Origin of the sequence: Martinezella rhizogenes (assembly GCF_027460065.1) — a bacterium.
GTDB lineage: Bacteria > Pseudomonadota > Alphaproteobacteria > Rhizobiales > Rhizobiaceae > Agrobacterium > Agrobacterium rhizogenes_C.
The window spans coordinates 15,420-42,114 of the sequence record NZ_JAPYZZ010000016.1 but is presented as its reverse complement, the minus strand read 5'-3'; the positions used below and the strand labels follow the sequence as shown (position 1 = coordinate 42,114).

The 26,695-nt window shown below is 59.6% G+C and carries 23 protein-coding genes and 1 pseudogene; 12 read left to right on the top strand and 12 right to left on the bottom strand.

The window, feature by feature from the left end; genetic code table 11:
• Positions 1-3 precede the first annotated feature (3 nt).
• Complete coding sequence (gene ubiG / locus O8B93_RS21140) at positions 4-756, bottom strand: bifunctional 2-polyprenyl-6-hydroxyphenol methylase/3-demethylubiquinol 3-O-methyltransferase UbiG (protein ID WP_269711845.1); 753 nt, start codon at positions 754-756, stop codon at positions 4-6.
• 257 nt (positions 757-1,013) lie between these two features.
• Here ubiG and O8B93_RS21135 point away from each other — a divergent pair, with 257 nt between their 5' ends.
• Complete coding sequence (locus O8B93_RS21135; protein WP_269711844.1) at positions 1,014-1,838, top strand: SH3 domain-containing protein; 825 nt, start codon at positions 1,014-1,016, stop codon at positions 1,836-1,838.
• 69 nt (positions 1,839-1,907) lie between these two features.
• On the opposite strand, the gene O8B93_RS21130 is transcribed toward O8B93_RS21135, so the two are convergent.
• A complete protein-coding gene (locus O8B93_RS21130) occupies positions 1,908-2,165 on the bottom strand; it encodes a DUF2934 domain-containing protein (RefSeq protein WP_269711843.1) in 258 nt (85 codons plus the stop codon).
• A 262-nt stretch (positions 2,166-2,427) separates the two neighbouring features.
• Here O8B93_RS21130 and O8B93_RS21125 point away from each other — a divergent pair, with 262 nt between their 5' ends.
• The 5 genes from O8B93_RS21125 (at position 2,428) to O8B93_RS21105 (ending at position 7,493) form a co-directional block, all read left to right on the top strand.
• Positions 2,428-3,519, top strand: coding sequence for an enoyl-CoA hydratase/isomerase family protein (locus O8B93_RS21125; RefSeq protein WP_405049077.1), 1,092 nt, complete (start codon positions 2,428-2,430; stop codon positions 3,517-3,519).
• A gap of 169 nt (positions 3,520-3,688) precedes the next feature.
• Complete coding sequence (gene cysP / locus O8B93_RS21120) at positions 3,689-4,675, top strand: thiosulfate ABC transporter substrate-binding protein CysP (RefSeq protein ID WP_269711842.1); 987 nt, start codon at positions 3,689-3,691, stop codon at positions 4,673-4,675.
• Between the two features lie 74 nt (positions 4,676-4,749).
• Positions 4,750-5,571 (top strand): sulfate ABC transporter permease subunit CysT, encoded by an 822-nt coding sequence (cysT, locus tag O8B93_RS21115; RefSeq protein ID WP_269711841.1) that lies wholly within the window; start codon positions 4,750-4,752, stop codon positions 5,569-5,571.
• Positions 5,572-5,574: 3 nt separating this feature from the next.
• A complete protein-coding gene (gene cysW / locus O8B93_RS21110) occupies positions 5,575-6,462 on the top strand; it encodes a sulfate ABC transporter permease subunit CysW (RefSeq protein WP_269711840.1) in 888 nt (295 codons plus the stop codon).
• 5 nt (positions 6,463-6,467) lie between these two features.
• On the top strand, positions 6,468-7,493 hold the full coding sequence (locus O8B93_RS21105) for a sulfate/molybdate ABC transporter ATP-binding protein (RefSeq protein ID WP_269711839.1): 1,026 nt from the start codon (positions 6,468-6,470) through the stop codon (positions 7,491-7,493).
• A 15-nt stretch (positions 7,494-7,508) separates the two neighbouring features.
• On the opposite strand, the gene O8B93_RS21100 is transcribed toward O8B93_RS21105, so the two are convergent.
• Both O8B93_RS21100 and O8B93_RS21095 read right to left on the bottom strand, forming a co-directional pair.
• On the bottom strand, positions 7,509-8,606 hold the full coding sequence (locus O8B93_RS21100) for a DNA alkylation repair protein (protein ID WP_269711838.1): 1,098 nt from the start codon (positions 8,604-8,606) through the stop codon (positions 7,509-7,511).
• A 242-nt stretch (positions 8,607-8,848) separates the two neighbouring features.
• Positions 8,849-10,285, bottom strand: a complete 1,437-nt coding sequence (locus tag O8B93_RS21095; RefSeq protein WP_269711837.1) for an NAD-dependent succinate-semialdehyde dehydrogenase — start codon at positions 10,283-10,285, stop codon at positions 8,849-8,851.
• 607 nt (positions 10,286-10,892) lie between these two features.
• Between O8B93_RS21095 and O8B93_RS21090 the strand changes: the two genes are divergently transcribed.
• From O8B93_RS21090 to O8B93_RS21075, 4 genes are all read left to right on the top strand, one after another.
• Positions 10,893-11,399: a putative pterin-binding protein gene (locus O8B93_RS21090; RefSeq protein WP_269711836.1), complete on the top strand. Its 507-nt coding sequence runs from the start codon at positions 10,893-10,895 to the stop codon at positions 11,397-11,399.
• A gap of 21 nt (positions 11,400-11,420) precedes the next feature.
• Positions 11,421-13,343, top strand: coding sequence for a putative bifunctional diguanylate cyclase/phosphodiesterase (locus O8B93_RS21085; RefSeq protein WP_269711835.1), 1,923 nt, complete (start codon positions 11,421-11,423; stop codon positions 13,341-13,343).
• A 162-nt stretch (positions 13,344-13,505) separates the two neighbouring features.
• Positions 13,506-14,201 (top strand): FkbM family methyltransferase, encoded by a 696-nt coding sequence (locus tag O8B93_RS21080; RefSeq protein ID WP_269711834.1) that lies wholly within the window; start codon positions 13,506-13,508, stop codon positions 14,199-14,201.
• Positions 14,202-14,517: 316 nt separating this feature from the next.
• Positions 14,518-15,354 (top strand): alpha/beta fold hydrolase, encoded by an 837-nt coding sequence (locus O8B93_RS21075; RefSeq protein WP_269711833.1) that lies wholly within the window; start codon positions 14,518-14,520, stop codon positions 15,352-15,354.
• 53 nt (positions 15,355-15,407) lie between these two features.
• Here the strand turns inward: O8B93_RS21075 and O8B93_RS21070 are convergent, their stop codons facing one another.
• The 8 genes and pseudogenes from O8B93_RS21070 to O8B93_RS21040 form a co-directional block, all read right to left on the bottom strand.
• A complete protein-coding gene (locus O8B93_RS21070) occupies positions 15,408-16,790 on the bottom strand; it encodes an FGGY-family carbohydrate kinase (RefSeq protein WP_269711832.1) in 1,383 nt (460 codons plus the stop codon).
• Positions 16,787-17,110 carry an L-rhamnose mutarotase gene (rhaM, locus tag O8B93_RS21065; RefSeq protein ID WP_269711831.1) on the bottom strand — a complete coding sequence of 108 codons (324 nt, stop codon included), beginning with the start codon at positions 17,108-17,110 and terminating at the stop codon, positions 16,787-16,789. Before rhaM ends, O8B93_RS21070 begins: the two co-directional genes overlap by 4 nt.
• 3 nt (positions 17,111-17,113) lie before the next feature.
• A complete protein-coding gene (locus O8B93_RS21060) occupies positions 17,114-18,124 on the bottom strand; it encodes an ABC transporter permease (protein WP_269711830.1) in 1,011 nt (336 codons plus the stop codon).
• The gene (locus O8B93_RS21055) at positions 18,121-19,122 is read right to left on the bottom strand and encodes an ABC transporter permease (RefSeq protein ID WP_269711829.1); all 1,002 of its coding nucleotides are present in this window, start codon (positions 19,120-19,122) and stop codon (positions 18,121-18,123) included. The genes O8B93_RS21060 and O8B93_RS21055 overlap by 4 nt, the downstream gene beginning before the upstream one ends.
• Positions 19,123-19,136: 14 nt before the next feature.
• Positions 19,137-20,672 carry a sugar ABC transporter ATP-binding protein gene (locus O8B93_RS21050; RefSeq protein WP_269711828.1) on the bottom strand — a complete coding sequence of 512 codons (1,536 nt, stop codon included), beginning with the start codon at positions 20,670-20,672 and terminating at the stop codon, positions 19,137-19,139.
• A 70-nt stretch (positions 20,673-20,742) separates the two neighbouring features.
• Positions 20,743-20,931, bottom strand: a pseudogene (locus O8B93_RS27970) (rhamnose ABC transporter substrate-binding protein); the annotation flags it as partial.
• 19 nt (positions 20,932-20,950) lie between these two features.
• The gene (gene rhaS, locus O8B93_RS21045; protein ID WP_269711827.1) at positions 20,951-21,961 is read right to left on the bottom strand and encodes a rhamnose ABC transporter substrate-binding protein; all 1,011 of its coding nucleotides are present in this window, start codon (positions 21,959-21,961) and stop codon (positions 20,951-20,953) included.
• A gap of 47 nt (positions 21,962-22,008) precedes the next feature.
• Positions 22,009-22,839 carry a DeoR/GlpR family DNA-binding transcription regulator gene (locus tag O8B93_RS21040; protein ID WP_269711826.1) on the bottom strand — a complete coding sequence of 277 codons (831 nt, stop codon included), beginning with the start codon at positions 22,837-22,839 and terminating at the stop codon, positions 22,009-22,011.
• A gap of 200 nt (positions 22,840-23,039) precedes the next feature.
• Here O8B93_RS21040 and O8B93_RS21035 point away from each other — a divergent pair, with 200 nt between their 5' ends.
• Complete coding sequence (locus tag O8B93_RS21035; RefSeq protein WP_269711825.1) at positions 23,040-25,136, top strand: bifunctional rhamnulose-1-phosphate aldolase/short-chain dehydrogenase; 2,097 nt, start codon at positions 23,040-23,042, stop codon at positions 25,134-25,136.
• A gap of 189 nt (positions 25,137-25,325) precedes the next feature.
• The gene (gene rhaI / locus O8B93_RS21030) at positions 25,326-26,618 is read left to right on the top strand and encodes an L-rhamnose catabolism isomerase (protein WP_269711824.1); all 1,293 of its coding nucleotides are present in this window, start codon (positions 25,326-25,328) and stop codon (positions 26,616-26,618) included.
• Positions 26,619-26,695: the final 77 nt, after the last annotated feature.

Here is a 26,695-nt window from a genome sequence, read left to right as displayed (position 1 = left end):
GCGTTACCCCTCCGTCGGCCGTTTCGCCAGCATCATGTAGTTGACATCCATGTCCGGCGAAAGATTCCAGCGGTCCTGCAGCACATTATAGAAGACACCGGTGCGGTGGATGATATCCATGCCGCTCGCCACCATCGGTCGCTCCAGCTCTTCCGGGCGCACCAGCTTTTCATACTGGTGTGTGCCGCGCGGCAGCCAGCGCAACACGTTTTCGGCGGCGAAGATTGCCAGCGCCCTGGCCTTCAGCGTGCGGTTGATGGTGGCGGCAAACATCAGCCCGCCGGGGCGCACCATTTTCGCGCAGGTGGTGACGAAGAAATCGACATTGGCCACATGCTCCACCACCTCCATGTTGAGGATGACGTCGAAGGTCTCGCCCGCTTCCCGCAACTGTTCCGCGGTCACGGCGCGGTAATCAACGCTGACGCCGCTTTCCCGCGCATGGGTGGAGGCGATGCCGATGTTCTTCTCCGATGGGTCGGCGCCAACCACGGTGGCGCCCATGCGTGCAACGGGTTCGGACAGAAGGCCGCCGCCGCAGCCGATATCCAGCACGCGCAGCCCTTCCAGCGGGCGGTGCGCTTTCGGGTCGTGGCCAAAATTCTCGCAGACACGGTTGCGGATATATTCGAGCCGAACCGGATTGAACTTGTGCAGCGGGCGGAACTTGCCTGTCGGGCTCCACCATTCCGCAGCCATCGCGGAGAAGCGATCCACCTCGCTCTGGTCGACGGTCGTCTGTGCGGTCTCGCTCATGGTTCTGCTCCATATTGCTGTTGCATTGAAGTCGGATGATTGCCCCCCGAAGTCAAGACCGGCGGCCTATTCCGCAGGCAAATTGTCGGGGGCGCATTGCCGCAGATGGAACTGATGCGGCACCTCATTTGTTTCATGCTGCGTTCATGGAGGAACGCGTATTTTCCGATCGTGGCAGTGTGCGGGACGCATGCTCGTCCATCGAATATGATGGATGCCGACAAGGGCAAAGCGGGCCTTTGCTTGAGGAGAAAGAAGTGAAGAAAAAACTGTTTGGCGCAATTGCGCTGGTGGCGATGCTCGCTGCGCCGGCACTTGCCGAAGCTGCGACACGCGGTTTCGCCACCGCGAATGTGAATATGCGCTCCGGCCCGAGCACCGCCTATCCGGCTGTTGTCGTGATCCCGGTTGGCGCACCATTGACGGTACACGGCTGCCTGTCGGATACGCCGTGGTGCGACGTCTCTTTTGTCAATGGTCGTGGTTGGGTCGCCGGTCGTTATATCCAGACGACGTTCCGGCAAAACCGGGTCTACGTCGAGCCGCGTTATTATCGCGATCTCGGCGTACCCGTGATCACCTTTGAAGCCGGCCGTTATTGGGACCGTTATTATCGCGACCGCGACTTTTACCGCGAGCGTGACCGCTGGCGTCGTCCGCCGCCATCAGGCGGTTACTGGAACGCGCCACCTCCGAGTGCCGGCTGGGATCGCCCGCGTCCACGCGACGAATGGCGCGATGGCCGCCGGGACGACTGGCGTGACGGACGCCGTGATGAATGGCGCGACCCGCGTCAGGGTGGCCCGAATGACGGTCGCTGGGAACGTCGTTACGGCGACTGGAACCAGGGTGACCGAAATCAGGACAGGCCGCGTCGCGAAGACGACCGCCGTCGTTGGGAAGATGAAAACCGCGACCGTGACCGCAATCGCGACGGCAATCGTGATCGCCAGCAGAATCAGACTGAAGGTGGTCAGCTTCCGCCAGAGCGTCGGCAGTGGGATGACCCGCGTCGCGCGCCGGCCTCGGAAAATTTTCGCGATGGCTGCCGGATCGGTGATCCTGGTTGCGCCGCCCGCTAACAGACAAAGCCCGACGAGATTTCGTCGGGCTTTTTCATTTGGGCCTTTGTTTAATGTATTCGTGCGGCGTTATTTCGCAGCGGGAGCCTTGCGGGAGCGGCTCTTCGGTTTTGCCGGCGTTTCCGCATCCGGTGCCGTAACGTCAACTGCGGCCTTGGGAGCGGCCTTTTTGCGCGTTGCCGGTTTTGTCGCTTCCGATGTCTTCAAAAGCGAAAATTCATGCCTGGCCTGTTCCCAATGCTGCGCGTCGCGACCATGGGGATGGCCTTCCTTTTCCCAGAGTGTATATGCCCGTTTACTGATCCAGTCGTTTTCCGAAACCTGCATGCTCGTCTCCCGTTGCTGTTTACAGCGCCTTTGAGAAGGCGACATTCCGCTTGGTCCGGCACACGCTCGACAGCAATCAATGCCGGCATTTCCAAAACCCATTACATGCCATGATCTTCCGGGCGTCAAGCAAACATGCTGCATTGCGAAAGAGGATTTTCGGCATTTTCTCTCCCTGCAAAGCCGTTTCAGCGAAAGACGTTCCCGCAGGGCAAGATCAACGTTGCGTGATCGCGCCAAGGCCGCCAAGATGGGCGGATGCATGGCGGCGGAGGAGGCGGTCTTGGAACTGGCAAGGGAAGTGGAAGCTGAGGTCATCGTCGAGACAAAAGGAGCGGCCGGCATCATCCGCCTCAATCGCCCGAAGGCCATCAACAGCCTGACGCTGCCGATGGTGCGCGCCCTGTTCCAGGCACTTCCGCGTTTCGAGGATGATCCCGCCATTTCCTGCGTGGTGCTGAGAGGAGAGGGCGAAAAAGGGCTCTGCGCCGGCGGCGATGTCCGCATCATCCACGATCTCGGCAAGGCCGGCGACCCGCAGGTGCTGGATTTCTGGCGGGAGGAGTTTCCGCTCAACTATCGCATCGCCCGGTTCGGCAAGCCTTATGTGGCCTTGATGGACGGCATCGTCATGGGCGGTGGCGTCGGCATTTCCGCCCATGGCAGTCACCGCATCGTTACGGAGCGCACGCGGCTCGCCATGCCGGAAACGGGCATCGGCTATTTCCCTGACGTCGGCGGTTCCTGGCTTCTGCCGAGAGCGCCCGGCGAATGCGGCACCTGGCTGGGGCTGACAGGCAACGCCGTCACCGCCGCCGATGCAATTTATGCCGGTTTTGCCGATTATTGCGTGCCATCAGGACATCTCGACATACTGGTGCAGGCTCTGTCGAAGGCTACCGATATCGAAGGCATCGAGGCGGCAATAGCGTCCTGTGTCACTGATGCGGGCGAAGGCGTGCTGGCCGCAAACCGGGACGCCATCGATGCGACGTTCCGTTTCGACACGGTCGAGGAAATCTTCGACGCACTTTCGGCGCGCGATGATGCTTTTTCACGCGAGACCCTCGAAGTCCTGCGCAAACGTTCTCCCACCAGCCTAAAACTGACCCTGAAGTTACTGCGCCTTGGCCGGGAAAGTGCGAGCCTGATCGAATGCCTGGAGCGTGAATTCGCCGCCGGTACGGAGATATTGCGGCAGCACGATTTTTACGAGGGCGTGCGTGCGGCTCTGGTCGACAAGGACCGCAATCCCCGCTGGCGGCCTGCACGGCTGGAAGAGGTGAGTGAAGAAGACCTTGCACCTTATCTTGCCGCGCATTCCGGCAATCTGTTTCCCGAGCATCGTCTTTAGCCTGACGCAAAAGAAATCCGGCTTCCCGCCCCATATGAAATCATCACCTTTGGACTTTCAATTCTTTGGGCGAAATTTCCAATCCATGCCTCTGCAAAGCACGGCTGTTTCTCGTCGCTGTTGCCGCCGCCCGTTATGTTGAGCCCCATTCGAATTGCCGGGGGTATTCATGAAACGTCTTCTCATTATCGGTACTGCCATTGCCGCTCTTTTCGCAGGTGCGGCGCAGGCGCAGTCTCCGACCACCATTCTCAACGCGTCCTATGATGTCGCCCGTGAGGTTTTTGCGGCCGAGAACGAGGCGTTCATCAAGCTGCATCCGGGTGTCACCGTCGATCAGTCGCATGCCGGTACCTCCAAGCAGGCGCGCGCCATCGTTGAGGGTCTGGAAGCCGACGTCGTCACCTTCAACCAGGTGACGGATGTCGATTTTCTGGTGAAGCAGAAGTTCGTCTCCGCCGACTGGAAAAAGGATTTCCCGAACGACGCCTCGCCGTTCTATTCCTTCCCGTCCTTCCTCGTGCGCGCCGGTAACCCCAAGGGTATCAAGGACTGGGACGATCTTGCCCGCGACGACGTGAAGGTGGTTTTCCCCAATCCGAAGACCTCGGGTAACGCCCGTTACACCTATCTTGCCGCCACAGCTTACGCCAAGGAGAAGTTCAACGGCGACGAGAAGAAGGTTCAGGAATTCGTCAAGAAAATCTTCGACAACACGCCGGTGTTCGACACCGGAGGCCGCGCCGCCACCACCACCTTCGTGGAGCGTGAAATCGGCGACGTGCTGATCACCTTCGAAGCCGAGACCCGCGGCATTGCCAAGCAATATGGCGCCGAAAAGGTGGAAGGCGTTGTGCCTTCGGTCAGCCTGCTTGCCGAATTCCCTGTCGCCGTGGTGGACAAGGTCGTTGACAAGCGCGGCTCGCGCGATCTGGCGAAGAGCTATCTCGATTTCCTCTATACCGAAGAGGGCCAGCGCATCGCCGCCGAGTTCGGCCACCGTGTCCATAATGAAAAGGTCGTCGGCGAATTCAAGGACAAGTTCCCGGCCATTCGCCTCGTCAACGTCAATGATGCCTTCGGCGGCTGGGACAAAATCCAGAAAGAGCATTTTGCATCCGGCGCGACGCTTGATACGCTTTACGGCAGCCGTTAATCACGACGACAAAGAACGGTCAAAAGACCCGGCGGGAAACTGCCGGGTCGCTTTATGATTGATGGGGGCGAGGTTTGAAACGGAATGTTCTGCCGGGGCTGAAATTGTCCCTTGGCGTTACCCTGACTTACGTCGCCATCATCGTGCTTCTGCCGCTTTCGGCGCTGGTGTTCAAGGCCGCAAGCCTCGGACCCGCCGAATATTGGTCGATCATCTCTTCGCCACGCGCCGTCGCCAGCTATCGCGTCACCGTGCTTTGTGCGCTGGCTGCCACGCTGTTCAACGTCATTTTCGGGGTGGCGCTCGCCTGGGTGCTGACGCGTTACCGCTTTCCGGGCTGGCGCGTCGTTGATGCCATTGTCGATCTGCCTTTTGCGCTGCCCACCGCCGTTGCCGGCATTGCGCTGACGACGCTGTTTGCGGGGAATGGCTGGTTCGGTTCTCTGCTGGCGCCGCTCGGCATTAAGGTGGCCTATACGCCTGTTGGCATTATGGTGGCGATGGCCTTTACCAGCCTGCCCTTTATCGTGCGCACCGTGCAACCGGTGCTGGAAGACCTCGATCCGGCGCTGGAGGAAGCGGCGCAGTCGCTTGGCGGCTCGGATCTGGAAATCTTCCGCAAGATCATCCTGCCGCTTCTGACGCCGGCGCTGCTCGCAGGTCTTTCTCTCTCCTTTGCCCGCAGCCTCGGTGAATTCGGGGCGATCATCTTCATCGCAGGCAACCAGCCGTTCTCGACGGAGATCACCGCACTGCTGATCTTTATCCGGCTGGAAGAATATGATTATCAGGCCGCCGCCGCCATTGCCTCCGTGCTGCTCATCACCGCTTTCGTGATGCTGGCGGTGACCAATTATCTGCAGACGCGGGCGCTGCGTTATACGGTGAGGAGCTGAGGCATGAGCACCATTTCCCGACACCGCAAACCGCCGCGCGTTGGTGACGCGCCTCTCGTTCGACGCAGCCTGATCGCCTTCGTCCTCGTCATCGGCGCACTGCTGGTCGTCGCACCGCTTATCATCATCGGCGTCGAGGCGTTTTCGCAGGGCTGGAAGGTCTATTCCGCCACCATCACCCATCCCGATACCCGCCACGCCATCATGCTGACGGTGCTGACGGCGCTGATCGCCGTGCCAGTTAACACCGCCTTCGGGGTTGCGGCGGCCTGGGCCATCACCAAATTCGATTTTCCCGGCCGGCGCTTCCTGCTGGTACTGATCGAAATACCCTTCTCGATTTCGCCGATCGTCGCCGGTGTCGCCTATCTCTTTGTGTATGGTTTGCAGGGGCTGTTCGGACCGTTCCTCGATGCCCATGATATCAAGATATTGTTTGCGCTGCCCGGCATCGTCATCGCCTCGATGTTCGTCACCGCACCTTTCGTGGCGCGTGAACTCATCCCGCTGATGCAGGCGCAGGGCCGCGATCTCGAGGAGGCTGCGACCTCGCTTGGTGCATCCGGCTGGCGCACCTTCTTTTCTGTGACGCTGCCGAATATCAAATGGGCGCTGCTTTACGGCGTCGTGCTGTGCAATGCCCGCGTGATGGGGGAATTCGGCGCGGTATCGGTCGTCTCGGGCAATATTCGCGGCCAGACCAATACGCTGCCGCTGCATATCGAGCTGCTCTACCACGACTACCAGACGGCAGGCGCCTTTGCGTCGGCCTCCATCCTCGCTTTGCTTGCCGTCGTCACCATCATCGCCAAGGTGGCGCTGGAACGGCGCGGCGCCGGGCGCGGGCGTAAAAAGACCAACGGCGATGCCGCCATCGCCACGGAGAACTGATCCCCATGAAAATCCGCCTCGAAAATGTGGTGAAGACCTTCGATACCTTCCGCGCCGTGCGCGATGTTTCGCTGGATATCGAAAGCGGCGAGCTTCTCGCACTGCTCGGTCCTTCCGGCTCCGGCAAGACGACGATTCTGCGCATGGTCGCCGGTCTCGAATATAGCGATGGCGGCCGCATCTTTTTCGGGGACGAGGACGCCACCAATATTCCTGTGCGGGACCGCGGTGTCGGTTTCGTATTCCAGCATTATGCGTTGTTCCCGCATATGACCCTGTACGAAAATATCGCCTTCGGCATGAAGGTGTCCAGGGTGAAGCGCGACAGGGCAGCGATCGATGCCCGCGTTGAGGAGTTGCTGCGGCTGGTGAAGCTGGAAGGGCTTGGCGACCGTTTCCCGGCGCAGATTTCCGGCGGGCAGCGGCAGCGCGTGGCGCTGGCTCGCGCCCTTTCGGTCGATCCCAAGGTGTTGCTGCTTGATGAGCCTTTCGGGGCGCTGGACGCCAATGTGCGTCGTGACTTGCGGCGCTGGCTGCGGGAAATTCACGATTCGCTTGGTATCACCACGATTTTCGTGACCCATGATCAGGAAGAGGCGCTCGATCTGGCTGACCGTGTGGTCATTCTCAATCAGGGCGGGATCGTGCAGCAGGGTACGCCGAAAGAGGTGTGCCGTCAGCCCAACAGTTCTTTCGTCATGCGTTTCCTGGGCGATGCCAACCGGGTGTCCGGCGTGGCGCGCGGTGGCAAGGTCTATGTCGGCGACAACGAGCTGCCCTTCTCCTATGCCCAAGGCGACGGCGCCGTCGATATCTATGCCCGTCCCGGTGATCTGGAATGGGAAGATTTGCATGAGGGCATTCCGGCCTCCGTGGAGCGTGTCCTCGACCGCGCCGGCGAACGCCGGGTGATCGCCAGCACCGATGGCGGGGACCTTCTGGAATTCGACGTACCGCCGGAAAGCGACGTCACGGCCGGAGATCGCGGTTCGGTCATCATCCGCCGGGCGAAGATTTTTCCGGCAGCATAGGGGCGGCGGTCAGCTTCAGATCAGAAGTTCGAAGGCGCTTTCCGCCATCAGCCTGCCATTGATCATCAACTCGACCTTGTGAATCCCGGCATAGTGCTTCCGGGTAGTGAAGTCGCGCATGGCGCGGCTGATCGACAGCGCGCAGGTTTCGCCGGGCTGAAGTTCGACTTCCTTCCATTTGAAGACCTTGGCGGAGGCATCGCCACTCTTCTTCACGTAATGCACGGCGTAATCGATCACCAGCTTCTGAGGGCTCTTCGCCGTTGAGGTGAAAGAGGCGGAAATCCGCACCGGATTGCCGAGAGTGACCGTCTCAGGCGACACCTGAAACGCCGCAAGCGTAATCTGCGCTTCCTCATGCGCGCCGAGATGGGCAAGCGCCGCGGCATCACCCTTCTTGATGAGGGTGCGCAGGGCCTGCCGCATGATCCAGCGCGTATGCGCGTTGTCCTTCGGCCATGTGTCGATCAACGCCAGAACGAAAGTGGGATTATCCTTGGTGATGTCGTTCAGGTGATTGGCGACGGATTTGCGCACATACAACGCTTCATCGGCTTTCATGGCGTCGAGGATCGCGGTGACCGGGGAGGGATCATCAATCAGCGGTTTCAGCTGGAACGACCAGGGCAGGCGGGGCCGGCAGCCTTCGCTGGCCAGCCGCCGCACATGCTCGTTTTCATGTCGTGACCATGTTTCCATCACGGCGAGCGTGGCGTTCAAGTCCTTTTGCAGGAAGTGCCGGATGGCGAATTCCGAGGAGCCGAAGCGGGTGAAATAGGACAAGGCCTGCATGGAAAGATCGAAATCATCGAGGCCGTAAAGGGCCACATATTCCGGCAGCGAAATGGAGGCAAAACCGTTGCCGATACCGGGCGCTGCGGCGGTCAGGATCTCGATGTTGCGGGCATAGTCGCCGGGCAGCGTGGCATGCAGGCTCGTCGCCACCTGCCGCATGCGCTGCATGATCCCGAGCGCCTCAAGATTTGTCGTGGCGTGCGCCATGAAGGCGGAAACGTCGAAGGGCGGATGAACGGCCTTGGTCTGATCGGCGATGTGCTGCAGTTTTTCGCGGTTGAAGATTTCTTTCAATGCCGGTGCCGCAGTGTCGCTCATGTTACCCTCAAAGTTCACTTTTTGTTCTTTTAAAGCACAAGGAGATCGGAGGCAAGGGAAGACTGAGCGGCTTTCGGACACTGCTGACGGACCGAGCGGGTGCCACGGGTTTCTTCTCCCCGGCGGGGAGAAGTCCGCGGCAGCGGGATGAGGGGGCAAGGGCAGCGATAAGTCGCGAGCTTGCCCCCTCATCTGCCCTTCGGGCATCTTCTCCCCGGCGGGGAGAAGAAATTTTGGAACACTCAGCTCATCTGGCTGACGAATTTGGTCTCCAGATAGGCCTGAACCGCTTCCGAGCCGCCTTCCGTGCCATAACCGGAATCCTTGATGCCGCCGAAGGGGACTTCGGGAAGCGCAAGGCCGTTATGGTTGATGGTCAGCATGCCGGCCTCGACCTGATTGCCGAGCGCATGCGCGGTCTTGACCGAGCCGGTGAAGGCATAGGATGCAAGGCCGAAGGGCAGGCGGTTGGCTTCGGTGATGGCGTCATCGAAGCTCGAGAAGCGGTTGATGATCGCGACCGGGCCGAAGGGCTCGTCATTCATGATCTTGGCCGTGGTGGGCACATTGGCGAGAACCGTCGGCTCGAAGAAATTGCCCTTGTTGCCGATGCGCCGGCCGCCGGTCTTCAGTTCCGCGCCATGGGAAACGGCATCGTTGATGAGGCCTTCCAGTGCGGGAATGCGGCGCTCATTGGCAAGTGGACCCATGATGACACCTTCTTCGAGACCGTTACCGACCTTGATCGCTTTGGTTGCTTCCACGAAACCTTCGAGGAAGCGATCCGCCACGCCGTCCTGCACGAGGAAGCGGGTGGGGGCGACGCAGACCTGGCCGGCATTGCGGAACTTGGCAAGCGAGGTCACCTCGATCGCCTTTTCGATATCGGCATCGTCGAAGATCATGACAGGCGCATGGCCGCCGAGTTCCATCGTGGCGCGTTTCATGTGTTTGCCCGCAAGCGCGGCCAGATGTTTGCCAATGGGGGTGGAGCCGGTGAAGGAAATCTTGCGGATGACCGGATGCGGGATCAGATATTCGGAAATCTCGGACGGGACACCGTAAACGAGGCCGATGACGCCTGCCGGCACGCCCGCATCCACGAAGGCGCGGATGAGTTCAGCCGGTGACGCCGGTGTTTCTTCCGGTGCCTTGACGATGATGGAGCAGCCGGTGGCAAGCGCTGCGGAAAGCTTGCGGACGATCTGGTTGAGCGGGAAGTTCCACGGCGTGAACGCCGCAACGGGGCCGACCGGCACCTTGATGGCAAGCTGCGAAACGCCGGTCGCGCGCGCGGGGATGACCTGGCCATAGGTGCGGCGGGCTTCTTCCGCGAACCAGTCGATGGTATCGGCGGCGCCCATGATTTCAGTGCCGGATTGCGCCAGCGGCTTACCCTGCTCGCGGGTCATGATATAGGCGATCTTGTCCTTGCGCTCGCGCAGGATGTCGGCAGCCTTGCGCATGATCTTGGAGCGCTCGAAGGGCGAGGTGTCGCGCCACAGCTTGAAACCGCGCTCGGCGGCGGCAAGTGCCAGATCGAGATCTTCCTTCTCGGCATGGGCAATCGCGCCGATGATCTCGTCTGTTGCCGGATCGGACACGGCGATCGTCTTGCCGGAAACGGCGTCTCGCCATTCGCCATCAATGAGAAGTTTGATGTCGGGATAGGTGTGCATAGGGGCTACCTTCATGATGCGGCCGATACGGCGGATGCCGTCCGGCCCGGAGACGTGAACAGAATTTTCCTGACCGGACGAAATCCGGCATCGCGGCTTGCGCTGCGCAGAACAGATGTCTGGATATTTCCTACATTCGAGATGGTCGGAAACGGAAACGACAGCCTTTATATTAAGTTCCTGATGGTATGTTTCAACCGTGCGCTCTGGCAATCGTCATGATTTTTCTGTGACGCGGAACCTGTCTCCGTTATTCCGGTTCGGCACCTGGAGGGCGACGACTGATCGGTCGGCCTGCGCGAATCAGAAGATGCTGTACAAGGGTGAAACAGCTTTGGCCACAATTCGGCCTTTGTCGCACCGGACGGATTGTCGTGAAGGGTCTCTGGCGTTTGCCGCTTGCGTCATAACAGGGCGTCCAGCGTAAAAAACTACAATAAGACGGAAAAATTATCCAAAGAGTTTACTCAGAACCTAGAGAAAATACGGATAAAATCTCAGTGAGGATATAACATCGGTTCCTGATATATATTGTGCGTGTCGGTGCCTTTAACCTTCAAAGGTTGGCGAAAACCCTCGAGCTGAACGTTATAGATGGAGAAAAAATATGAGTGTCGGCCGGGTACTTCTCACTGCGTTCTTGTCGCTCGTGTGGCTCTCCTGTGCGCAGGCCGGGACAATTGCCAAACCGCAGGGCAAACCGATATTAACCATATCCGGAAACATCACCAACACGAATGCCGAGGGTGCGGCGCAGTTTGACCGCGACATGCTGGAAGCGCTCGGCATGGAGACGGTGGAGACGACGACGCCATGGCATGATGGCCGTGTTCGCTTCGATGGTGTTTCGCTGGCAAAGTTGATGGATATCGTCGGCGCAAAGGGCACCAGCGTCACGGCGGTCGCTTTGAATGATTATGTCAGTACGATACCGATTGAAGATTTTAAGAAATTTAACGTTATTCTGGCGATCAAGCTGGATGGCAATTACATGACAGTTCGCGAAAAAGGCCCGTTGTTCGTCATCTATCCCTATGACAGCGACCCGGAGCTGCAGAAGCAGACTTATTATTCGCGGTCCGCATGGCAAGTTGCCAAACTGATAGTGGAATAAAGGTGCCGTTTGCGAAAACTTGTGGCGGTGATCATCTGTTGCTTCGTCCTGGCAACGGGCTATATCGCTTTCGTCATTGCCGAGCGGCAGACCGCTCTGCAGAAATTCGCCCGCTACAATGACTCCTGGGCCGTCAGCCAGACGGTGGCGGAATATCTGCGCCTGCAGAACAAGCTGGCCGTCTTCGCGCTCAATCCCGGCAAGATAGACCGGGACGAGTTGCAGCTGCGTCTGGACATCATGCTGAGCCGGCTTGAACTTCTGAAGCAGGGCAATCTCGGGGCCTTCATCAATGAGAAACAGCAGTGGCGGGAACTTGTAGCCCGCCTCGATGCCGTTCTGGCGCGGCTGGAGCAGGAGGTGAACACGCTCGATCCGGCCGCGGTTCCTGATCTCCTGTCGACAATGAGCGCGCTCGATGCACCGATGACGACGCTTGCCTCCTCTTCCGTCGCTTATGATGTCAATCTCATCGATACCGCCCATGAGGATGTTCGCAAGCTGCATATCGTCTATACCGCGCTGGCCGGCGGCCTGATCCTGTGCGGTATTGCCCTCGTCATATTGCTGCTGCGCCAGAACGATCTCTTGAACCGCGCGCAGAAAAGCATGCGCGGCCTGACGGACGACCTGCGCGCGGCCACGCTGGAATTGCAGGCGAAGAATGTCAGGCTCGAGCACGATGCCTATCACGATGCATTGACGGGGCTGCCGAACCGCGCGCTGTTCAGGCAGGAACTGATCGAGAGGTTGCGCCGATCCTTCGGCGGTACCGGAACGACGGCCATCCTCCTCCTCGATCTCGACGGGTTCAAGGATGTGAACGACACGCTCGGCCATGATGCGGGCGATGCGCTGCTTCAGGCCGTGGCGCAGCGTCTTTCGGCCATCGGCGGCGATTATGACATGGTCTGCCGTCTGGGCGGCGATGAATTTGCCGTCGTCTCCGACGATCTGAACGAAGATGCCGCCCGCCGCCTTTCCACCAAACTCATCGACCAGATCAGCCGCACCTATCAGCTGGGTGAGCAGGAGGTCAAAATCGGCACCTGCATCGGCATCGCCATCTCGCATGGCGCCGTCGATGCCGATGAATTGTTCAAGCGCGCCGATCTGGCGCTTTACGAGGCGAAAGCCATTGGCCCGGGCCGGGCAAGCGTGTTCAAGGTCCGCATGCAGAAGCAGCTGACCGAGAAGAAATCCTTCGAGGCCGATCTGCAGACGGCACTGCAGAACGACGAGATGGAAGTCTATTACCAGCCGCAGGTGGCGACGCAGACCCGCAAGCTCTGCGGTTTCGAAGCGCTGCTGCGCTGGAAACATCCGGTCAGGGGCGATGTGCCGCCCAGCGTGTTCATTCCCGTCGCGGAAAGGACCGGCCTCATCCATTCGCTTGGAAAATGGGTGATGGAGACCGCCTGCCGCGAGGCGATGGGGTGGGACGAGGACATGAAGGTGGCGGTCAATCTTTCGCCGGTTCAGTTCCACAGCACCAACCTCATCCAGAACGTCATGGGCGCGCTTGATAAAAGCGGATTGGAACCGAGCCGTCTCGAGCTTGAGATCACCGAATCGATCCTGCTCAACAAGAGCGACCAGACGATCAATACGCTGTCGCGGCTGAAGGCCGTCGGTATCAAGATCGCCATGGACGATTTCGGCACCGGTTATTCGTCGCTCGCCAATCTGCGCGGTGTGCCCTTCGACAAGATCAAGATCGACCGATCCTTCCTGCGCGATATCACCAGTGACCGTGACGCCCTGGCGATCGTGGAATTCGTGGTCGGCGTCGGCCGCAGTTTGCGCATGACGACGATTGCGGAAGGTATCGAGACGGAAGAGCAATATGAATGTGTCAGACGTTTGGGATGCGATCAGGTGCAGGGATATCTGATCAGCCGGCCCTTGCCGGCCAAGGAACTGGTGGCCTGGAGTTCTGTCTGAAACAGGCCGGTTTCGCGACCTTGCAAGCGTGTCGAATTCTTAACCGATATATCATTGCCCGCTAAAACCGATATCGGTCGCCGCGCCGATGTTGTAGAGCAGTGCCGGTCGATGTGGATCATTCGAACGAAGCGACCGGTTTTTTGCGAAAAGGCTTGAGACATGGAAATACTGGACGTGCATGGAGTTGCCCTGCCTCTTTCTTCCGATGAGGTATCGCCCGTCATATGGCAGGCGCTGACCGACGGCAGCTACGAGGCGAAGGAGGCCCGCAGCGTCCTGAAAGCCATCAAGCCCGGCGACCGCGTGTTGGAGCTGGGATCCGGTATCGGCATCATCACCTCGATCATTGCTGGCATCAAGGGTGTTTCGGTCTGGGCCTTCGAGGCCAACCCTGCGACGGCCGCGCTGGCGGAGCGGGTCATCAAGGCCAATTGCCGCGACAATGTGGTGTTTTCACAGGGGCTGCTCACCGCCGACGAGCCTCGCTCCCATTCCTTTTATGTTCGCAAGGACCTCTGGATGTCGTCCATGGACGAAAATCAGGGGCCTTATGAAAAGCGCATCGAAATCTCCTCGGCGAATATCGATGAATTTGTTGCGGAGCAGGGCATTACCGCGCTCGTCATGGATATCGAGGGTGCGGAGCGCGATCTGCTTGGCAAGGCCGAGCTGGCCGGTGTCGAGCGGATATTCGTCGAGCTGCACGACCACCTCTATGGTCTCGCCGGCGTTCGCGACATCATGCAGGCACTCACCGCCAAGGGTTATGCCTATGATCCGCGGGGTTCACGCGGTCCTTGCGTGCTGTTTTCGAGGGATGACAGCCCGCGGGAATACGATCCCGACGTGGATTGAAAGCCGGGCACCTCAAGCAGAGGGTGACGTCAGAGAGTTTGTTTCAAACTGAGGGCAGGGCGCGGCGCGTTCTGCCCTCAATCAGTTTTCCTTCCGCTCGCGCCATCCGGTGCAACTTTTGAGGCTGCGTGAAGTTTAGTGCCATGCCATAATCCGGCAGGCAGCGGGCGGCTCCCTTATTGTTGCTAAAAACGCAACTCATTCCGAATTATTATTGTAATTGTTGGGGCCGTTTTCCTGCGTCATTATCCCTCCATCAAACCGGCGCACAAGAAGCTGCACTGGAGATGCCAACGCAACCGAAGGAGAAACGATCATGGGCTTTGTTAAGACGACAGACGGAACCGAAATCTTCTACAAGGACTGGGGCCCGAAGGACGCTCAGCCCATCGTATTTCACCACGGCTGGCCGCTCTCGTCCGATGACTGGGATGCGCAGATGCTGTTCTTCGTTTCCAAGGGTTTTCGCGTCGTTGCCCATGACCGCCGTGGCCACGGCCGTTCCGCCCAGGTCGCCGATGGTCACGATATGGACCACTACGCCGCCGACGCCTTTGCCGTCGTCGAGGCGCTCGATCTGAAGAATGCCGTCCATATCGGCCATTCCACCGGTGGCGGCGAAGTCGCCCGTTATGTCGCCAAGCATGGCGAACCCGCCGGCCGCGTTGCCAAGGCCGTTCTCGTTTCCGCAGTCCCGCCGTTGATGCTCAAGACCGAGGCCAATCCCGAAGGCCTGCCGATGGACGTGTTTGACGGCTTCCGCTCCGCACTTGCCGCCAACCGTGCCCAGTTCTTCCGCGATGTGCCGTCCGGCCCGTTCTACGGCTTCAACCGCGATGGCGCGACCGTGCATGAAGGCGTGATCCAGAACTGGTGGCGTCAGGGCATGATGGGCGGCGCAAAGGCCCATTATGACGGCATCAAGGCCTTCTCCGAAACCGACCAGACTGAAGACCTGAAGAATATCAGCGTTCCGACACTCGTTCTGCACGGTGAAGACGACCAGATCGTTCCGATTGCCGACTCGGCTCACAAGTCGGTCAAGCTGCTGAAAAACGGCATGCTGAAGACCTATCCAAGCTTCTCGCACGGCATGCTGACAGTCAATGCCGATGTGCTGAACGCCGACCTACTGGCCTTCATCAAGGGCTGAGCTTTCTGCAGAATCGAAATGCGGCCGATTGTTCGGCCGCATTTTTATGCGGGTTAGGTCAAATGGTTTAGCCAGGCGGTTCGGTAGAACGCAAGTCCTGCCATATCCCCCGCCGTGAAATGACGCTCGCGACCGGCAACTGGCTTGATCCCGGTGAGGAGCGCGGCACCCGCACTGGTTCCCGTAGACCCTTCCATGGCAATGACGTCGGTTGCGGCGAAAGCGGCGAGTGCCTCCAGATACAGCGTGTTTCCGGCGAAGGGTCCCTCGACGACAACAGGTCCTCTCCGCTCAACGAGCGAAAGGCAGAACTCCGTCATCAGGGCGAGATATAGCGAGGCAGCCGCATGTCGCTCCGGCCCCGTTGCACCGCTATCGGCGATCCAGCGCGCCTCGTTTGCCGGAAAGGGGCCGGAGCCGCTGACCACGCTTGGCAGCAGCATCATTCCTTTTTCGATAACCCCGCCGAGGGCGGCTTCAATGTCATGGGGCGTCTCCGCTCCAAATTGCTGCGCCAGCATCTCATATTCCCTGCCGCCCATGAACCGGGACGATGGAACGGGGCGCCCGAGGGCATCGACATTCAAAAGCGTATCGCGGGCGGGATCCAGCGCATCCGCCTTGCCGCCAATGGCGAAATTCACCACCCAGGTGCCGGTGGAGACGACGGAAAAATCGCCCTCCCGGCGCAATAGATGCGGCAGCAGCGACGCGTTGGAATCGTGGATGCCGCAATAGACCGGCATATCGGGTGAGAGCCCGGTTTCCTGCGCCAGTGATGGGCGGATCGTGCCCAGCACATCGAAAGCGGAGCGGACAGGCGCCATCAGGTGCTCGATGCCGAGACGCCCAACCAGGGAGGATAAGCTTTTCCGGCGCGGGTTCCACAGGTCGGTATGGCACCCGAGCGAGGTCGTTTCGGTTGCCTGCACCCCGGTCAGCCGTCCCGCCCAATATTGGGGATAGGTGACGATGCTGCGCACCCTGGCGAAATCGTCCGGAAAGGTGGTTTTCTGGAAATGGATCTGCGCACCGAGGTTTAGTCCCGCAGGGAGCTGCGGGGAGCCGGTTTCATCAAAATCGGGCCTTATACCGCGATAGGCCTCTTGAACTGGTTCGGGGTAGATATGCTCGTAATCAAGCACCGGCATGGCGAGGTCGCCGTTTCCATCGAGAAGTGCCGCTGAAGCGCCGTGGGTGGTGATGGAAATCGCATCGAAACCCGGCTCGTGACCAAACCGTTGAAGCGCGGCAAGAATGAAGTGCCAGAGCATCTCCACATCGTAATGCGGGTAGGGACCATCGCGAAGAACGGGGTTGGTCCGCTTCTCGGCGGCAATTTCCTCGCCGCTGCCGGTGTCGATGACGACCACCTTGGCATTGGTCTTGCCGATATCGATGACCGCGACGCGGCCAGGTTTGATGCTGTCGCTCATGGCAGATGGAACACCGTCACCAGGTCTTTTGCGACGGGCGAGTTGTCGGGATTGCTCTCCATGATATCAGCCATATGCGCCCACCATTTTTTCATCACGGGATGTTCGGGCAAAGCCGCCATGCCGTGGGCCTTCGGCCGGGTCAGCACGCCGAAAAGAATGTTGGTTTCCGGGTCGAGATGGATGGAGTAGTCGCTCACACCCGCCTCGTGCAGCAGCGCCACCAGCTCCGGCCATATCTCGTCATGGCGTTTTTTGTATTCGGCCTCTTTGCCGGCGAAGAGCTTCATCTTGAAGGCGTGTTTTTCGAGTTCCGGCATGGCTCAGCCTCTCATGGCCCGAAGGCGGCGAACGACGATGGGGATGGCGATGGTAATGATCAGCAGCAAGCCGACGAAAATCGACATGACGATGCCGGGCACGTTCAGAAGCCCCAGACCGAAAGTGACAAGACCCATGACGAAGGCGGCGATAACGACGCCCGCAATGGTGCCGGAGCCGCCGAGGATAGACACGCCACCCAGCACCACCATGGTCACCACCTCAAGCTCCCAGCCCTGCGCGATCGACGGGCGGGTGGAGCCGAGCCGCGAGGTGAGGCAGACGGCGGCGATGCCGCTCATCAGGCCGGTGAGCAGGAAGAGGATGAACTTCACGCGCTCGACAGGAATTCCGGAAAAGCGGGCGGCGAAGGGGTTTGTGCCGATGACATAGACCTGCCGGCCGAAATTGGTGGCGTGCAGCAGAATGGCGAAGAGGACGGCCATGATGACGAACAGCACGAATTCGAAGGAGATCACCCAGAACACGTAGCCTTGACCGAAATAGGCGAAATCCGCCGGATATTTGCCATAGGCCTGATCCCCCAGCACCATATAGGAAATACCGCGAAACAGGCTCATCGTGCCGATGGTGACGACGATGGAGGGTAGTTTCAGCCCTGCGGCCAGAAAGCCGTTGAAGGCGCCGCAGAAAAGCCCGGTGCCGATGCCGATGGCGACGAGGCCTGATATGCCGATCCCCATCTGCGCCGCCGCACCCATGGCGGTGGAGGCGAGCGCGATGATGGCGGCGACCGACAGGTCGATTTCACCGGCAATGATCAGAAGCGCCATGGCAAAGGCGATGATCGCCTTTTCGGTGAAGTTGAAGGTTGCGTCGGAGAGATTCCAGGCATTGAGGAAATAGGGCGAGGCGAGCGAATTGGCGATGAAGATGAGGATCGCGACGCCAAGCAGCAAGACTTCCCAGCTGGCCATGATACGGCTGAGCGGCGTGCCGAGCTTGTCGGGAATGACGCGCGGTGCCGGTGATGGTTGGGAATTCGTGCTCATGCGGATGCTTCCTTGCCATGGTCTGCCGCGGCCCGGTCGCGGAGGATGATACGGCCTTTCCTGGCTTCGGCGCGGGCGTTGAAGACAACGGCGAGCACGATGACCACGCCTGATATCGCCATCTGCGCGAATGGCGAGATGCCGATGACGGGCAGCGCGTTCTTGATGACGCCGAGGAACAGCGCGCCAAGCACCGCACCGGCCACCGAGCCGATACCGCCGGCAATCGAGATGCCGCCGATCACATTGGCCGCCACGCTGTCCAGTTCGAAGCCGGCGGCGATATCCACATAGGCGACGGCGTAACGCGACACCCAGAGATAGCTGGCGAGGCCGGCCAGCGCGCCTGACAGCACGAAGGCGAAAAAGCGCGTGCGGCCGACATCGATGCCGGCATAGACTGCGGCCCCCGGATTGCCGCCGGAGGCATAAGCGGAGCGACCGAAGGAGCTGCGGGTCAGCACCAGCCAGGCTCCCGCGATGATGAGGATGGCGACCCAGGACAGAACCGGCATGCCGAGGATCATCGTGCGCGGCACATTGAGGAAGGTCGGGGAAAACTGGTGTGCATTCACCCAACCGCCGCCCGACAGCACAAAAGCCATGCCGCGATAGATGGTGAGCGTGCCGAGCGTCACGACAATGGGCGGAATGCCGAGCCACCAGACGAGGATGCCGTTGAGCGAGCCGAGAAACGCACCGATGCCGACCGCCATGACGATGAGCAGCGGCAGGGGCACGCCTGGAAAGGCGGCATTGGTCATCGCCACCGCCATGCCGGTAAAGGCGAGATTGGCGGCGACGGAGAGATCGATGGATTTGGTGAGAATGACCGCCATCTGGCCAAGCGCCAGAATGATGAGGATGGAGGTGTCATTGAAGATATTGACGAGATTGCCAGGCCGGCCGAAGCCGGGCGCACGCAGTGCAAAGCCGGCGATCATGACGATGATGATGCCCGCCAGCAGCCATTCGCGATTTTTCAGTAGACGTTGCATGTTTGTGGCCCCTCTCAGGCATTGCCGGTGGCGGCGCGCACCAGCTTTTCCGGAGAAAATTCGGTGCGTTTGAACTGGCCCGCCATCAGGCCTTCGCGCATGACGATGGCGCGGTCGGACATGCCGAGGATTTCGGGAAGTTCGGATGAAATCATGATGATGGAAAGCCCCTCGGCCGCAAGCTCGCTGATGAAGCCATGCACGGCGGCCTTAGAGCCGATATCGATGCCCTTGGTGGGCTCATCGAGAATGATGACCTTCGGCTTCGTGGCGAGCCACTTGCCGATCACCACCTTCTGCTGGTTGCCACCCGAAAGCGTGCCAACAGGCACGGAGAGTGCGGCGGCGCGAAGGTCCAGTCGCGAGGCATATTTGCGCGCCAGCGCGAATTCATTGGCGGCGGCGAGAAACCCCTTGCGCGAGGTGCGCGTGAGAGAGGGCAGCGACATGTTCTGGTAGATCGGCATGTCCAGCGCCAGCCCATGGCGGCCGCGCTCTTCCGGTACATAAACGATGCCGGCGCGGATCGCGTCTTCCGGCGAACGAATGGTGAGCGGCTGGCCGTTCAGTGTCACCTCACCAGAGGCCGGCCGGGTGATGCCGAACAGCGACTGGCAGAGTTCGGAGCGCCCGGCGCCGATCAGCCCGTAAAGGCCGAGAATCTCACCCTTGCGCAGATCGAGGGAGATATCGCGGAATTCCGTCTGGTGCGAATAATCACGCACCGAAAGGACGGTTGGACCAAGGGTGACGGCCTGTTTGGGAAAGGCATTCGTCACGTCACGACCGACCATAAGCCGCACGATTTCATCCTGCGGGGTGGTGGCGAGCGTGCCGGCGCCAACCATTTTTCCGTCACGGAACACGGCATAGTTCTCGGCGATTTCATAGACCTCATCGAACTTGTGGCTGATGAAGAGGATCGCCTTGCCCTGCCGCTTAAGATTTTCGACGATACGGAAGAGATCGTCGATCTCCTTGCGGGACAAGGCGGCCGTCGGTTCGTCCATGATGACGATGCGCGCCTCGACCGACAACGCACGGGCAATGGCCACCAGATGGCGCTGGGCGATCGAAAGATCTTTCAACCGGATGGTAGGGTCGATGGTGCTTTCCAACTGTTCCAGCAGAACCCTGGCGCGCTCATTGATGGTCTTCCAGTCGATGAGGCCGAAACGACCTTTGGGCGCATGGCCGAGGAAGATGTTTTCGCCGACCGAAAGTTCGTCGAACAGCACGGTTTCCTGATGAATGGCGGTCACGCCGGCATCGATGGCGTCCTGTGCGCTGTGAAAATGGACGGGCTGGCCATTGAGAAGGATTTCGCCCTCGTTCGGGCGGTAGATGCCGGTGAGGATTTTGACGAGTGTGGATTTGCCCGCGCCGTTCTCACCGATCAGTGCGGTGACCTTGCCGGGATAAAGCGCGATATCGACGCCATCCAGCGCTTTCACGCCGGGGAATATCTGGCTGATGCCGCGCATTTCCAGAATGGGCGTGGCGCTCGAAGCCTCTGTCATGTTTAAAATTTGGGTTTCAGCACGCATCATTCCGTCTTACCGGTCTGTTTGATTGAAGCGGCGAGGGGCACCCCCCTCTGCCCTGCCGGAAATTGCCAGATCAGAAAATCTTCGAGAACTGATCGATATTCTTCGCGTCATAGATGAACGGATCAGCCATGGCCGCTTCGCTGTTTTCGCCAACCTTGATCTTGCCCATGCGGCCAGCCTCGATTTCCGAGCCCGGCTTGCCGTCGGCTTCGCCCTTCACAAGGCGATAGGCGATCTGGGTGGCGGAGTAACCGAGGTCNCTGCCGGAAATTGCCAGATCAGAAAATCTTCGAGAACTGATCGATATTCTTCGCGTCATAGATGAACGGATCAGCCATGGCCGCTTCGCTGTTTTCGCCAACCTTGATCTTGCCCATGCGGCCAGCCTCGATTTCCGAGCCCGGCTTGCCGTCGGCTTCGCCCTTCACAAGGCGATAGGCGATCTGGGTGGCGGAGTAACCGAGGTCGATCGGGTTCCAGATGGCGAATTCCTTGGTGGCGCCCGACTTGATGGCGCCGGCCATTTCAGACGGCAGGCCAAGGCCGGTCACATAGACCTGACCGATCTTGCCCGCATCCTTCACGGCCTGAGAGGCAGCGAGAACGCCAACCGTCGTCGGTGCGACAATGACCTTGACGTTCGGCTGCGAGGAGAGCAGGCCCTGCGCTTCGCGATAGCTCTTGTCGGCCAGGTCATCACCGTAAACCGTGGTGACGAGGTTGAGGCCGGGGAAGTCCTTCAGCTGCTTCTTCATCTCGCCGATCCAGACATTCTGGTTCGTGGAGGTGGTGGTGGCGGAAAGGATGGCGAAATCGCCCTTGCCGCCTTCCAGATGGGCTGCCGCAAGCTGCAGGCACATCTTGCCGATCAGCGCGTTGGAGGACGGGTTAAGCTGAAGAATACGACCTTCAGGTGCGACGCCGGAATCCCAGGAAATCACCTTGATACCGCGCTGTGCCGCCTTTTTCAGCGCCGGAACCACGGCGTCGGGGTCGTTGGCGGAAATGGCGATGGCATCGACGCCCTGCGCGATCAGCGAATTGATGACTTCGATCTGGCCTTCCGCCGTGGTGCTGGTCGGGCCGGTATAGATGATCTCGACGCCGCCGAGATCCTTTGCGGCTTCCTGCGCGCCCTTGTTGGCGGCTTCGAAAAAGCCGTTGCCGAGTGACTTGACCACCAGCGCGATCTTGACGTCTGCCGCCTCGGCAATGCTGCCAAGTCCTGCGACAGAAAGAGCCACGCTGAGTGCCAAGACGCTGGTCAATGTTCTGCGTGTAAGTTTCATGTCCCTTTTCCTCCCGTTTTGAACCTTGTTTTTCCCTCCAGCGCTCCTCAAGCGACTGAAGAAGAATTCTCCTCATCCGGCGGACCGGCGGTTTTTCCCGCCGCCACCGCGCCGGCGATCAGCAATTCCACGCCGGCATTTTCCACCATCCTCGCCGCGTCGTCCGAAATCCCGTCATCGGTGATGATGGTCGTTACGTTTTCGAGCGGGCATAAAATCAGGCTGGACCGTTTTCTGAATTTCGAGGAATCGACCATGACGATCAGCTCCTCGGCCTGCCGCATCAGCTTCTGTTCGCTCTGGATGACCAGTGCGTCGGACTCCATGATGCCGAGCGCGCCCACGCCCTGCGCGCCGAGAAAAATCCGTCGCGCATAAAAATTGCGGATCGCGTCGTTCTCGAAAGGCGACAGGATAAGGCTCTGGTCGCGATAGATCGCGCCGCCCGGCACGCTGACACTGCATTTGGAATGCTTGACCAGATGCTCGGCAATCGCGAAGGAATTGGTCATCACCTGCAGGCGGCGTGCCGCCATGTAATGCACCATCTGGAATGTCGTCGTGCCGCCATTCAGGATGATCGCGTCGCCATCATTGCAGAGGTCGACCGCCTTGCGCGCAATTGCGCGTTTCTTGTCGATATTGACCGATTCGGAAACACGGAAAGGGCGTGCGGCAAGATTGCCGAGCTGCGGCGGATGCACCGCTTCCGCTCCGCCGCGCACGCGCCGCAACTTGCCCTGAACGTGCAAAGACGCGATATCCCGGCGGATCGTCGCTTCCGACGCATCCGTGAGTTCAGCAATATCCTGCACCGTCACGACAGCTTTTTCCTGTGTGGCGCTCAAGATGATGCGATGGCGTTCGCGTTCGTGCATGGGGTCCTCCTGACCGTGATTATTCGCAATCTCTTTACGTTGTCAATCAAGAACGATCAAATTAATCAATATCGCGCTGCAGCATGAAAATTTATGATCGTTTTTGATTGACATTGTGCTTTTGGATGCGCGATACCTGCCATCAAAGGAGGCGGGCCGATATCGGCTCCGCGAATGCAGACAGATATTGGGAGGAAGACATGACGGGAACATCCCGCCTTCTCGAAAGCCGTTGGGACGACGCTTATGCCAGAACGCTCGATGAGCCCGGCAAGCTGCTTTATCGCTCCAATCTGTTGGGTGCGGACAAGCGCATCACCAATTACGGCGGCGGCAACACCTCCGCGAAGGTGCTGGAAACCGATCCGCTGACGGGCGAGAAGGTCCGCGTCATGTGGGTGAAAGGCTCCGGCGGTGATGTCGGCACCATCAAGCTCGATGGTTTTTCGACGCTTTATCTCGACAAGCTGGAAGCGCTGAAGGGCATTTATAAGGGCGTCGAAGACGAGGACCGCATGGTCGGCTTCCTGCCGCATTGCACCTTCAACCTCAACCCGCGTGCTGCCTCCATCGATACGCCACTGCACGGTTTTGTGCCTTACGATCATGTCGACCACATGCATCCGGATGCGATCATCGCGATTGCCGCCTCCAAAAACTCGAAAGAACTCACGCAGCAGATCTTTGGGGATGACATCGGCTGGCTGCCCTGGCGCCGCCCCGGTTTCCAGCTCGGTCTTGATCTCGAGGCTTTCGTCAAGGCCAATCCGAAGGCCAAGGGCGTCGTGCTGGAAAGCCACGGCCTGTTCACCTGGGATAATGACGCCAAGGCATGCTATGAACTGACGCTCGCCATCATCAACAAGGCGATCGAGTGGTTTGCGGCTGAGACTGAAGGCAAGGTGATCTTCGGCGGTGCCGTGGCCAAGAGCCTGCCGGTTGCCGAACGCCGCGCCATCGCCGCGCGGCTGATGCCGGAAATCCGTGGCCGTATTGGCCGCGAGGAGCGCAAGCTTGGCCATTTTGACGATCAGGATGCAGTTCTCGAATTCGTCAATTCCAGGGAATTGAAGCCACTCGGAAATCTCGGCACATCCTGCCCCGATCACTTCCTGCGCACCAAAATCCGCCCGCTGATCCTTGATCTTGATACGGCAAATCCGGATGTGGATGCGCTGACGGCGGCTCTGGACAAAGCGCTTGAGGCTTACCGCGCCGATTACAGCCGTTATTACGAGGCTTGCCGCCACGACAATTCGCCAAAGATGCGCGATCCGAACCCGGTGATCTTCCTCATCCCCGGCGTCGGCATGTTGTCCTTCGCCAAGGACAAGGCCACCGCCCGCATCGCCGGCGAATTTTACGTCAACGCCATCAACGTCATGCGCGGCGCGTCCACCGTGTCGGAATATCAGGGGCTTCCCGAGCAGGAAGCCTTCGATATCGAATATTGGCTGCTGGAAGAAGCAAAGCTGCAGCGCATGCCGAAGCCGAAAAGCCTTGCCGGCCGCGTGGCCTTCGTCACCGGCGGCGCCGGCGGCATTGGCCGGGCAACAGCGGAACGGCTGGTGGCCGAGGGCGCCTGCGTGGTGCTCGCCGATATTGACGAGACGACGCTGGACGCCGCCAAGGGCGACTTCGTCAAGCGTTACAGCGCCGACGCGGTCCGTATCGTGAAGCTTGATGTGACGCAGGAGGACGCGGTCATTTCGGCCTTTGCGCAAGTGAGCGTGGAATTCGGCGGCGTGGATATTCTCGTTTCCAATGCCGGCATTGCCTCTTCCGCACCCGTGGAAGACACCACACTTGCCATGTGGAACAAGAATATCGACATTCTCGCCACGGGTTATTTCCTTGTGTCGCGCGAAGCATTCCGGCTGCTGCGGCGTCAGAATCTCGGCGGCAACGTCGTGTTCGTCGCCTCCAAGAATGGCCTTGCCTCTTCACCCAATGCGTCGGCCTATTGCACGGCGAAGGCCGCGGAAATCCATCTGGCCCGTTGCCTTGCGCTCGAAGGGGCGGAGGCCGGCATTCGCGTCAACACCGTCAATCCCGATGCCGTGTTGCGCGGCTCGAAAATCTGGAATGGTGAGTGGCGTGAGCAGCGCGCGGCTTCATCCAAGATCGAGGTGACCGATCTGGAGGAACATTATCGCAAGCGCTCGCTGCTGAAGCTCAACGTCTTCCCGGAAGACATCGCCGAGGCGATCTACTTCCTGGCGTCCGACGCTTCCGCCAAGTCCACCGGCAACATCATCAATGTTGATGCCGGTAACGCGCAGAGTTTTACGCGATAAGGCGTTTGGCCCGTTCTTATTTCCGTCATTCCGGCCTTGTGCCGGAATCCAGCCAGCCCAGGTCCTTGGGCTGAAGGAACTTATCCCGCCGCGCAGACGCGCGTCGACTGGATACCGGCTCAAGGCCGGTATGACGGAGATGAGGTCGATAAGCTAAGCATGCACTGGACCGATTCCCGGGAGGAAAAGATGACCGAGACGAAAATCGCCGCCGATGTGATCGCGGCTGAAAACGAAAAGCGCGCCGGCGCACAGAAAGACGACTATCAGGCGCTGGGTAACCAGCTCGCCCGCCGTAACATCGATATCGATGCCGTTACGGCCAAGGTGGCGGAGTTTTTCGTCGCCGTGCCGTCCTGGGGCGTCGGCACTGGTGGAACCCGTTTTGCCCGCTTTCCGGGCACAGGGGAGCCGCGCGGCATTTTCGACAAGCTCGATGATTGCGCCGTCATCAACCAGCTGACGCGGGCAACGCCCAACGTTTCGCTCCATATTCCGTGGGACAAGGAAGACCCGAAGCGGCTGAAAGCTCATGCCGATGCGCTGGGTCTCGGCTTTGACGCGATGAATTCCAACACGTTTTCGGATGCGCCCGGTCAGACCCATTCCTACAAATACGGTTCGCTTAGCCACACGGACGCCGCCACGCGCCGTCAGGCCGTCGAACACAACATTGAATGTATCGAGATCGGCAACGCCATAGGCTCCAAGGCGCTGACGGTGTGGGTGGGCGATGGTTCGAACTTCCCCGGCCAGAGCAATTTCACCAGAAGTTTCGAGCGGTATCTCGCCGGCATGGCCGATATCTACAAGGCGCTGCCGGATGACTGGCGCATTTTCTCCGAACACAAGATGTATGAGCCGGCCTTCTATTCCACCGTCGTGCAGGACTGGGGCACCAATTACCTCATCGCCAATACGCTCGGCGAAAAGGCCTTCTGCCTCGTTGACCTCGGCCACCATGCGCCGAACACCAATATCGAAATGATCGTTGCCCGGCTCATCCAGTTCGGCAAGCTCGGCGGTTTCCACTTCAATGACAGCAAATATGGCGATGACGATCTGGATGCCGGCTCGATCGAGCCCTACCGCCTGTTCCTCGTTTTCAACGAGCTTGTCGATGCCGAATATCGCGGCGTGAAGGGTTTCCATCCGGCCCATATGATCGACCAGTCGCACAATGTGACGGACCCGATCGAAAGCCTGATCTCCAGCGCCAATGAAATCCGACGCGCCTATGCGCAGGCATTGCTGGTGGATCGCGCGGTTCTTGATGGCTATCAGCAGGATAATGATGCGCTGCTGGCTTCTGATACGCTGAAACGGGCTTATCGCACCGATGTAGAGCCCATCCTCGCGCAGGCCCGGCAATTGGCTGGTGGTGCAATCGATCCTATCGCGACCTATCGGGCGAGCGGTTATCGCAAACGGGTGGCAGCGGAACGGCCGGCTTCGGTTGGTGGTAGCGGTGGTATTGTGTAGTCGTTCGATTTGCTGGATGCGCAAAGACTGCGATCAGGCGGAGCAGACGGTTAACAGCAAATAGTATTGCATCACCT